At 69.6% G+C, this 9,623-nt stretch carries 10 protein-coding genes; 1 reads left to right on the top strand and 9 read right to left on the bottom strand.

Annotation, left to right across the window (positions count from 1 at the left end; all coding sequences use genetic code 11):
* The 3 genes from ruvC to pdxT form a co-directional block, all read right to left on the bottom strand.
* A partial coding sequence (gene ruvC, locus HMPREF0321_RS12290; protein WP_040015026.1) for a crossover junction endodeoxyribonuclease RuvC occupies positions 1-537 on the bottom strand: 537 nt, incomplete at its 3' end.
* Between the two features lie 132 nt (positions 538-669).
* On the bottom strand, positions 670-1,443 hold the full coding sequence (locus tag HMPREF0321_RS12285) for a YebC/PmpR family DNA-binding transcriptional regulator (protein WP_038570805.1): 774 nt from the start codon (positions 1,441-1,443) through the stop codon (positions 670-672).
* Between the two features lie 136 nt (positions 1,444-1,579).
* Positions 1,580-2,197, bottom strand: a complete 618-nt coding sequence (gene pdxT / locus HMPREF0321_RS12280; protein WP_006946839.1) for a pyridoxal 5'-phosphate synthase glutaminase subunit PdxT — start codon at positions 2,195-2,197, stop codon at positions 1,580-1,582.
* A gap of 75 nt (positions 2,198-2,272) precedes the next feature.
* On the opposite strand from pdxT, the gene HMPREF0321_RS12275 reads away from it, so the two are divergent.
* Positions 2,273-4,213, top strand: coding sequence for a potassium transporter Kup (locus tag HMPREF0321_RS12275; RefSeq protein ID WP_254653996.1), 1,941 nt, complete (start codon positions 2,273-2,275; stop codon positions 4,211-4,213).
* Between the two features lie 124 nt (positions 4,214-4,337).
* Here the strand turns inward: HMPREF0321_RS12275 and pdxS are convergent, their stop codons facing one another.
* The 6 genes from pdxS to HMPREF0321_RS12245 all read right to left on the bottom strand — a co-directional run bounded on the left by pdxS (position 4,338) and on the right by HMPREF0321_RS12245 (position 9,423).
* Positions 4,338-5,246, bottom strand: a complete 909-nt coding sequence (gene pdxS, locus HMPREF0321_RS12270; protein ID WP_006946845.1) for a pyridoxal 5'-phosphate synthase lyase subunit PdxS — start codon at positions 5,244-5,246, stop codon at positions 4,338-4,340.
* Between the two features lie 161 nt (positions 5,247-5,407).
* Positions 5,408-6,067, bottom strand: coding sequence for a hypothetical protein (locus HMPREF0321_RS12265; RefSeq protein ID WP_006946846.1), 660 nt, complete (start codon positions 6,065-6,067; stop codon positions 5,408-5,410).
* A complete protein-coding gene (locus HMPREF0321_RS12260; RefSeq protein WP_006946840.1) occupies positions 6,064-7,209 on the bottom strand; it encodes a glycosyltransferase family 4 protein in 1,146 nt (381 codons plus the stop codon). Before HMPREF0321_RS12260 ends, HMPREF0321_RS12265 begins: the two co-directional genes overlap by 4 nt.
* Positions 7,210-7,212: 3 nt before the next feature.
* The gene (locus HMPREF0321_RS12255; protein WP_006946847.1) at positions 7,213-8,157 is read right to left on the bottom strand and encodes a phosphatidylinositol mannoside acyltransferase; all 945 of its coding nucleotides are present in this window, start codon (positions 8,155-8,157) and stop codon (positions 7,213-7,215) included.
* 4 nt (positions 8,158-8,161) lie between these two features.
* On the bottom strand, positions 8,162-8,782 hold the full coding sequence (pgsA, locus tag HMPREF0321_RS12250) for a phosphatidylinositol phosphate synthase (RefSeq protein ID WP_006946837.1): 621 nt from the start codon (positions 8,780-8,782) through the stop codon (positions 8,162-8,164).
* Positions 8,783-8,847: 65 nt separating this feature from the next.
* Positions 8,848-9,423, bottom strand: coding sequence for an HIT domain-containing protein (locus tag HMPREF0321_RS12245; RefSeq protein WP_006946841.1), 576 nt, complete (start codon positions 9,421-9,423; stop codon positions 8,848-8,850).
* Positions 9,424-9,623: the final 200 nt, after the last annotated feature.

The following is a 9,623-nucleotide window of genomic DNA, read 5'->3' as shown; positions in this document are numbered from 1 at the left end:
CGGGTACGCGCCGGCGGCCGGCGCTGCCGACGCTCCGTCAGCGCTCGCACCCCGGCGTGCCAACCCGCCACCGCGCCAGTGATGACAGATGGCGAGGGCGAGCGCGTCGGCGGCGTCGGCCGGTCTGGGAGCGACCTCGAGGCCGAGGATGCGCGTCACCATCGTCGTCACCTGCGCCTTGTCGGCGCGCCCGTTGCCCGTCACCGCCGCCTTGACCTCCGAGGGCGTGTGCAGCCCGAGCGGCAGGCCGCGTTCAGCCGCGGCGAGCATCGGGACGGCCGACGCCTGCGCGGTGCCCATGATCGTCGAGACGTCGTGGCGCGCGAACATCCGCTCGACGGCGACCGCATCGGGTTGGGTGCGCTCGAACACGGCGTCCAGTTCGACGCGCAACTCGTGGAGGCGTTCGTGCAACGGTAGGTCTGCCGAGGTACGGATGACCCCCACCGTCACGATCTGCAACGTCGAGCCCTGGCCCGTCGCGACGACGCCCACGCCGCAGCGCGTCAGACCGGGGTCGACAGCGAGCACCCGCACGTCACACCTCCGGCCTCGACGGGTGCGAACGACGCACCCGATAGAACACTTGTTCGCATCCACCGTACCCGATGCACGCGACGGCCGTGCCCCGCGGGGCACGGCCGTCGATCACTCACGGAACGACCGGGATCAGTCCTCGGCGTCCAGCTCGGCGAGAACCTCATCAGAGACCTGGCCGTTGGCGAAGACGTTCTGCACGTCGTCCGAGTCCTCTAGGGCCTCGATGACGCGGAACATCTTCTTCGCGCCGTCCTTGTCGAGCGGCACCTCCATCGACGGCACGAACGACGCCTCGGCCGAGTCGTAGTCGATGCCGGCGGCCTGCAGCGCCTCACGCACGCCGACGAAGTCACCCGCCTCGGACACGATCTCGAAAGATTCGCCGAGGTCGTTGACGTCCTCCGCGCCCGCTTCGAGCACGATCTCGAGCAGCGCGTCCTCCGTCGTGTCGGGCTTGTCGCCCTGCGCCTTCGGGACGATGACGATGCCCTTGCGGTTGAACAGGTAGGCGACCGAACCGGAGTCCGCCATCGAGCCACCGTTCTTCTGCAACGCGGTGCGGACCTCGGCGACGGCGCGGTTCTTGTTGTCCGTCAGGCACTCGATGAGCAGCGCGACGCCACCGGGCGCGTAGCCCTCGTACGTGAGGGCCTGGTACTCGGCGCCACCGGCCTCGGCGCCGGAGCCGCGCTTGACGGCGCGGTCGATGTTGTCGTTGGGCACCGACGACTTCTTCGCCTTCTGGATGGCGTCGTACAGCGTCGGGTTGCCCGTCGGGTCACCGCCGCCGGAGCGGGCCGCGACCTCGATGTTCTTGATCAGCTTCGCGAACAGCTTGCCGCGCTTGGCGTCGATCGCAGCCTTCTTGTGCTTCGTCGTCGCCCACTTGGAGTGACCGCTCATGTCTGCCTCTCGGATGCTCGTGCTGCCGTGCTCGAACACGCCCGATGCGGGGCGCGGGGCGAACGCGACGGCAGATGGGCGCGCTCGCTCGGATCGCGGGCCAGTCTAGCGCCGTCGCGAGCCGCGGCCCCAGTCGTCATCCGCGAGCGTGCTCGACCATGCGCACGAACAGGGCGTGGACGCGCGCGTCGTTCGTCACCTCCGGGTGGAACGACGTGGCGAGCAGATTGCCCTGACGCACGGCGACGACGGCCTCACCGCCCGTCGGCAGCGCGACGCTGGAGAGCACCTCGACGCCGGCGCCGACCTCCTCGACCCAGGGCGCGCGGATGAACACCGCCCGCACCGGGCCGCCGTCCACGCCGTCGACGGTGACGTCCGCCTCGAACGAGGCGACCTGACGACCGAACGCGTTGCGCCGCACCGTGACGTCGAGCCCGCCGAGCGTCTGCTGACCCGCCGTCCCGTCGAGGATCCGATCGGCGAGCAGGATCATGCCGGCGCACGAGCCGTAGGCCGGCATCCCCGCGGCGATGCGTTCGCGCAGCGGTTCGAGGAGGTCCCCCTGAGCGATGAGGCGCATCATGACCGTCGACTCCCCGCCGGGGATGACGAGTGCGTCGACGTTCGCAAGATCCGCGGCACGACGAACGCGCACGGCATGCGCGCCGACGTCCTCCAGCATGCGGACGTGCTCGACGACGTCGCCCTGCACCGCGAGCACCCCGATGACGGTCCGTGGCGTTGATTCCATGCCCGCGACCCTATGACACAGGCGTATCTGCTACCCGTGTGGCGCGCGCAGGGGCGGTGGCCCCATACTTTCCGGGTGAGTACTGAAGCGAGCGTGACGAGCGAGGGCGCGTCCACCCCCGAGTCGAACCCCGGCGACCATGCCAAGAAGGGCATGGCCGCGCTCATGCTCGGCGCCCTGGGCGTCGTCTTCGGTGATATCGGCACCAGTCCGCTGTACTCGGTGCAGAGCGTCTTCAACGTCGACCACAACGCCGTCGTCGCCAACGAGAGCGACATCTACGGCGTCATCTCCTGGATGTTCTGGGCACTCACCATCATCGTGACGATCAAGTACGTCCTGTTCGTCCTGCGCGCCGACAACGACGGCGAGGGCGGCATCATGGCGCTCGCCGCGCTCGTGCGACAGGGCGTGCCCAAGGGCGGCAAACGCTGGGGCATCGTCATGATCCTCGGTGTCATCGGCGCGTCCCTGTTCTTCGGCGACAGCGTCATCACGCCGGCGATCTCCGTCATGTCGGCCATCGAAGGTCTCGAGACGGTGCATGAAGGGCTCACCGAGTACGTCGTCCCCATCGGCGCGATCGTCATCACAGCGCTGTTCTTCATCCAGCAGAAGGGCACGGACGCCGTCGGCAAGTTCTTCGGCCCCGTCATGATCGTCTGGTTCGTCACCCTCGCCGCGCTCGGCGTCAACCAGATCGTCCGCGACCCGGAGATCTTCCGAGCACTGCTGCCGACGTACGCGGGCAGCTTCGTCATCGGCCACCCCTTCATCGCGTTCGTCGCGGCCGGCTCGATCGTCCTGTGCGTGACGGGCGCCGAGGCACTGTACGCCGACATGGGCCACTTCGGTCGCGCGCCGATCACGCGCGCCTGGTTCGTGCTCGTCTTCCCCGCCCTCATCCTCAACTACATGGGGCAGGGCTCGCTCATCCTCAGCGACCCGAAGAACATCTCCAACCCGTTCTTCCTGCTCGCCCCCGAATGGGCCAAGCTCCCCCTCGTCATCCTCGCGACCGCGGCCACCGTCATCGCCTCGCAGGCCGTCATCTCCGGCGCGTTCTCCGTCGCCCGCCAAGCGGAGCGCTCCGGCTACCTGCCGCGCATGACGGTGCGTCACACCGGCGAGGAGGAAGAGGGCCAGATCTACATCCCCGGCGTCAACTGGGTGCTGTTCATCGGCGTCATAACGCTGCTGCTCGCGTTCCGCAGCTCCGAGAAACTCGCCGTCGCCTACGGCCTCGCCGTGACGGGCACGTTCCTCATGACGACGACACTGTTCCTCGTCTACGCGCAGAGCACGCTCAAGTGGCCCAAGTGGCGCCTCGTCGTCCTCGGCTTCTTCCTCTACCTGTTCGAGGGGATCTTCTTCACCGCCAACGTCGCGAAACTGTTCCACGGCGGTTGGCTGCCCGTCGTCATCGCCTGCGGCATCGGCCTGTCGATGCTGACGTGGCAGAAGGGCCGCGACATCGTCGCGCGCCGCCGCCACGACATCGAAGGCCCCCTCGACGACTTCGTGCGCTCCGCCCGCTGCGGTGACCTGCGCGAGGTCCCCGGCACCGCCGTGTTCCTCCACCCCGACCGGACGACGACGCCGCTCGCCATGCGTGAGAACGCCAACTTCAACCACGTCATCCACGAGAACGTCTTCATCGTGACGACGAAGAGCGCCAACGTGCCGCACATCGCACCGGAGGACACCGTCGTACTGGACCACCTCGGCAACGACTACGACCGCATCACGCACCTGACGCTGCGCTACGGCTTCCAGGACGACCAGGACGTGCCCGCCGCCCTGCGCATCGCCGCCGACCAAGGCGTCGACATCGACCCCGACACCGCCTACTACTTCGTCTCCGAGATCGGCCTCATCGACGCAGGCCGCCCCGGCATGTCCAAGCTCCGCAAACTGCTGTTCATGGCGATGAGCCACAACGCCGCCGTCCCCGCCGACTACTTCCGCCTCCCCAAGGAACGGACGGTGATGATGGGGGCTCAGATCCTTCTCTGATCCGCGAGCGGATCAAAGAAGGATCTGAGCCGTTGTCCCGCGTGCTGTCGCACCGAATGAGAATTGTCCGGGGCGAGCTTGCGAGCCCCGGACACGGCGAACCGGAAGACGAGCCGAGGAATTATCACCAACCCCGTTCGGACAGGCGGTGGGGTTCGGGGATCTCGTCGACGTTGAGGCCGACCATGGCTTCGCCGAGGCCGCGGGAGACCTTGGCAAGGGTGTCGGGGTCGTCGTAGAAGGTGGTGGCCTTGACGATCGCTTCGGCGCGTTGGGCGGGGTTGCCGCTCTTGAAGATGCCGGAGCCGACGAAGACGCCTTCGGCGCCGAGCTGCATCATCATGGCTGCGTCGGCGGGCGTCGCGATGCCGCCTGCGGTGAACAGGACGACGGGCAGCTTGCCCTTCTCGGCGACCTCACGCACGAGGGCGTAGGGAGCCTGCATCTCCTTGGCCGCGACGTAGAGTTCGTCCTCGGCCATCGACGTCAAGCGGCGGATCTCGCCGCGGATCTTGCGCATGTGCGTCGTCGCGTTCGACACGTCGCCGGTGCCCGCTTCACCCTTGGAGCGGATCATCGCGGCGCCCTCGTTGATGCGTCGCAGCGCCTCACCGAGGTTGGTCGCGCCGCACACGAACGGCACGTCGAAGGCCCACTTGTCGATGTGGTTGGCGTAGTCGGCGGGCGAGAGCACCTCCGATTCGTCGATGTAGTCGACGCCGAGCGCCTGCAGCACCTGCGCTTCGACGAAGTGCCCGATGCGCGCCTTCGCCATGACGGGGATCGACACGGCCTCGATGATGCCGTCGATCATGTCGGGATCACTCATGCGCGAGACACCGCCCTGCGCGCGGATGTCGGCGGGCACACGTTCGAGGGCCATGACGGCGACGGCTCCTGCGTCCTCGGCGATCTTCGCCTGCTCGGGGGTGACGACGTCCATGATGACGCCGCCCTTGAGCATGTCGGCCATGCCGCGCTTGACGCGGTCGGTCGCCACGGCGGTGTTCTGTTCGGAGCCTGCAGAGCTCATGTGCTCGTCCCTCTTTCTGATGGGCGCCGCGGATGCGACGCGAGAGCCCACGCTAGCCCCGAGACGGGCATGAAGGAGACAGATGATCGTCGATGGCAGCTACCGGCCACGGCATGATGGGGCCGACGACGCCAGCCCGAACACGGCTGCTCCGGCAGAAATCAGCGCCACGCGTCGGTGCGACCGAGGCCGTGGACGCGGGTGGCAAACGTGACTTCTTCCGGCAGCTGCGTGCGTCCAGCCAGGTGCAACGCCCGGACGATCGCCTTGGCGCGTACGCGACGTACGTCGCGTACGGCCTCGTTGTGGAATCGGTAGGCGAGTTCGACGCGATCGCATGCGTCCGCGAGACGCTGACGGGCCCCGTCGTCACCCTCCGCGGGCGCGCTGCCTGGGACGTCAGGCACGGTGCTGATCGGGCGGCGCCCAGCTGCTTCCGCCCGCGACGCGGCGCCGTCCGTCGCCGACGCGTCACCCACGACGAGCGCAAGCGTCTGCGTCAGCGCCGTCTCGGCCTGCGCACGCTCGACGGGTACGCCGACCTGTTGCACGTCGTCCGTGATGAGGGCGCCGTCGGCGGCCTGCAGCGAATCAGCCGCCGGCGAGGCGAGCAGCAGCGCGCTCGCCGGGTCGAGAGCGGTGGCCTGCGCGTACTCGGCCGCGGCCTCGGCGCGGCGCACGAGCTGCGCGTCGAGCGAGGCCAGCGACCCCTCGACGCGAGCGTGCAGCCGGTCGAGGCGCGCTGCGGTGTAGCTGAGATACCAGGCGAGCCCGAGCAACAGCGCGACGACGACGGCGACGTCGGCCCACACGCCGCTCATGATCGGCGTCCCGCCACCGCAGCGGCCGCGGCATGCGAACTGCGGACCGTCTCGTACGCGGAGACGACCTGCTGCCCGACGGCCGACCAGTCGTACAGCCGCGCGCGCTCTCTCCCGGCCCGGGACAGGGCGTCACGCGCCCCGCGGTCAGCGAGCACCCCCGTCACCGCATGCGCCAGCGCCGCCGCGTCGCCGGTGTCGAAGAGGACGCCGCAGCGGCCGTCGTCGAGCACGCGCGCGAAGGCCTCCAGATCGCTGGCGACGACGGGGGCGCCGGCGCTCATCGCCTCGATGAGGATGATCCCGAAGCTCTCGCCACCGGTGTTGGGCGCGACGTACGCGTCGCACGACGCCAGCAACGACGCCTTCTCGCCGTCGCTGAGCAACCCGAGGAACTCGACGTGGCCCTCAGCCGAGGCGGGCACCTCCCGCCGCGCCGCGGCGACGTCACCCGGCCCGGCGACGAGGACGCGCACCCCGGGGTGCGCCGGGGCGATGAGCGGGACGGCGTCGAGCAGGACGCGCAGGCCCTTGCGCGGCTCTCCCATGCGTCCGAGAAAGGCAATCGTCGGGCGCTCGTCCCCATCCTGCCAGCGCGCCTCGGGGCGAACCGTCGCGAACCGGTCGACGTAGACGCCGTTCGGCACGAGCGCGGCGTCACCGCCGAGATGGCGCGCGACGGTGTCCCGCGCGGCGCGCGAGACGGCGATGCGCCCGGTGATCTTCTCCAGCGCCGGGCGCAGGAACGGTTGGGCGAGCTGCAGCGCGCGCGAGCGCTCGATCGAGGTGTGGAACGTCGCGACGACCGGCCCGTCGTACGTGCGCAGCGCGAGCAGCGACACGCTCGGCGTCATCGGTTCGTGGACGTGCAGGACGTCGAAGTCGCCGCGCTCCACCCAGCGCGCCGTCCGGCTCGCCGCGACCGGACCGAACGCCAGGCGCGCGACGGAACCGTTGTAGCGGATCGGCATCGCTCCCCCGGCGCTCGTCACGTACGGCGCACCCGCGTCGTCACCGTCGCTCGGCGCGAGGACGCTGACCTCGTGCCCTTCTGCGAGCAGGTACGTCGCGAGGTCGCGCACGTGCAGCTGCACACCGCCGGGCACGTCGAACGAGTACGGGCTGACGAGGCCGATCCGCACCGCTCAGCCCCAGCGCGCGTCGAGGTCGCGGACGAACACGCGCTGCATCATGTGCCAGTCCTGCGTGTGCTCGCGGATGGCGCCGCCGAGCGCGTCGGCGCACGCCTGGACTGCGGCCTGCACGTCGGCGCGGGCATCATCGGTGTGGGCGATGTCGACCGCCGGGTGGAAGCGGATGTCGATGCCCCAGCCGCTGCCGCCGTCGCGCCGGCGGTAGGTGATCGTGATCGGCACGAGTGCCGCACCGGTGCGTCGGGCGATGACGGCGGGGCCGGCAGCGAGGCGGGCCGGCTCGCCGCACAGGTCGACGGTGACGCCGCGGCTCGTGAGGTCGCGATCCGACAGCAGCGGCGCGAACGCACCCGGTTCGCGCACGAGCGTCTCGACCTGGCCGAGGACGTTCTCGCCCTTGGTCAGCGGGATGATCGTCATGCCCAGCTCTTCGCGGAAGTGCAGGAACGCGCGGAGGAGAGCGTCGGGCTCGAGTCGCTCGGCGACCGTCGTCACGTGCGCGAGCTGTGTCGCCGACCAGGCGCCCGCGAGATCCCAGTTGCCGAGGTGGCCGAGGTAGGCGACGACGCTGCGTCCATCGGCGAGCATGCTGCGGGTCGCCTCGAGTTCACCCGAGGTGGTCACCCTCTCGACGATCTGCTCGCGTGTCAGCGACGGCAGTCGGAACGCCTCGCACCAGTAGCGCAGGTACGAGCGCACGCCGGCGGCGACGAGCGCGTCGAGGGCTGCGTCGTCGAGTTCGGGGCGCGCGATCGCGTAGTTGGAGCGCATCCGCGCGACGCTCGGGCCGCCGCGGCGCGTCGTGACGTCCGCGATGACGTCGAAGAGGCGGTGGGCGGCGCGCTCGGGCAGCGCCCGCACGCCCCACCAGGCGCCCTTGAACGCTGCGACGGTGACGGCGTCGCGGGCGCGCGTCGTCAACCCCTCGGCGGCCACGCGCTCAGCCCTCGAACGGCGTGGCGAGGGCCTGCCCCCGCACCATGAGCATGCGCTGCACGACCGTGATGAACGATGCGACGGCGAGCAGCGTGAGCACGACGGTCAGCACGATCTCGGGCAGGAACCAGCCGACGAGGCCGGTCGTGACGAGCACGGCGACGAGACGGTCGGCGCGCTCGGCGATGCCGACGTTCGCCTGCATGCCGAGACCCTCGGCCCGGGCCTTGGCGTAGGAGACGACCGAGCCGAGCACGAGGCACGCGAGCGCGAGGCACGCCATGAGGAAGTTGTCGCCCTTGCCCGCGTAGTACAGGACGAGGCCGCCGAAGATCGCGGCGTCACCGACGCGGTCGAGCGTCGAGTCGAGGTAGGCACCCCACGTCGACGAGCGGCCCGACAGGCGCGCCATGTTGCCGTCGAGCATGTCCGAGAAGACGAAGACGGTGATGAACAACGTGCCGACGAGGAAGTCGCCGCGCGGATAGAACCACAGTGCACCGAACGCGACACCGACGGTGCCCACGATCGTCACGACGTCGGGGCTGATGCCGAGACGCAGCAGGAGCTGGGCGATGGGCCGGAAGATGGCGGAGAAAAACGCGCGCGCGTACTTGTTGAGCATGGTGGTTCAACTGTAGCGGTTCGATATACCCGTTCGAGGCAGCGCACTGCCCGTGGTGACCGGTGTCAGTCGTTCGGCCAGTTCGCGACGATGCGCTGACGGCTGTCCTCGAGCAGCACCGGCAGCGCCTTGGTGCGCCCGATGATCGGCATGAAGTTCATGTCGCCACCCCAGCGCGGCACGATGTGCTGATGCAGGTGCGCGGCGACGCCGGCACCTGCGACGTCACCCTGGTTCATCCCGAGGTTGAACCCGCCCGGGTTCGACGCGGCCTTGAGGGCACGCACCCCGGCCTTCGTCAGCTTCGTGAACTCCTCGGTCTCGTCGTCGGTGAGGTCGATGTACGAGGCGACGTGACGGTACGGGCACACGAGCAGGTGGCCCGGGTTGTACGGGAACAGGTTCATCACGACGAAACAGTGCTCACCACGGTGGACGATGAGGCCGTCAGCGTCGGTCTTCGTAGGCGACGCGCAGAACGGGCAGCCGTGGCCGGCGTCCTTCGTCGGACGCTCGCCCTCGATGTACGCCATGCGGTGCGGCGTCCACAGCCGCCCGAACCCGTCGGCCTCGCCCGCGAAGGCGCCGGCTTGCTCGATGAGGATGTCGTCCTGCGAATCAGCTTTGAACTCGTCGACCATGGCCCGATCCTAGAGCCCCGCCTGCCTCGACGCAGCGGCCGCGGGTGGGTTCGCGCGCACCACGCACCCCCGGGTGAGCGGTCTCAGACCGCCGCGATCTCGCGCAGACGCGCCGGGACGATGGTTCGATCGGCTTCGCCCGCGTGCGCGACGTCGCCGACACGGCCCGCCAACGTCCGCGCGACCTCGGCCGCGTCGCC

The sequence above is a fragment of the Dermacoccus sp. Ellin185 genome (assembly GCF_000152185.1).
GTDB classification, from domain to species: Bacteria; Actinomycetota; Actinomycetes; order Actinomycetales; family Dermatophilaceae; genus Dermacoccus; species Dermacoccus nishinomiyaensis.
The sequence above is the reverse complement of the archived record's forward strand: the minus strand, read 5'-3'. Positions and strand labels throughout refer to the sequence as shown.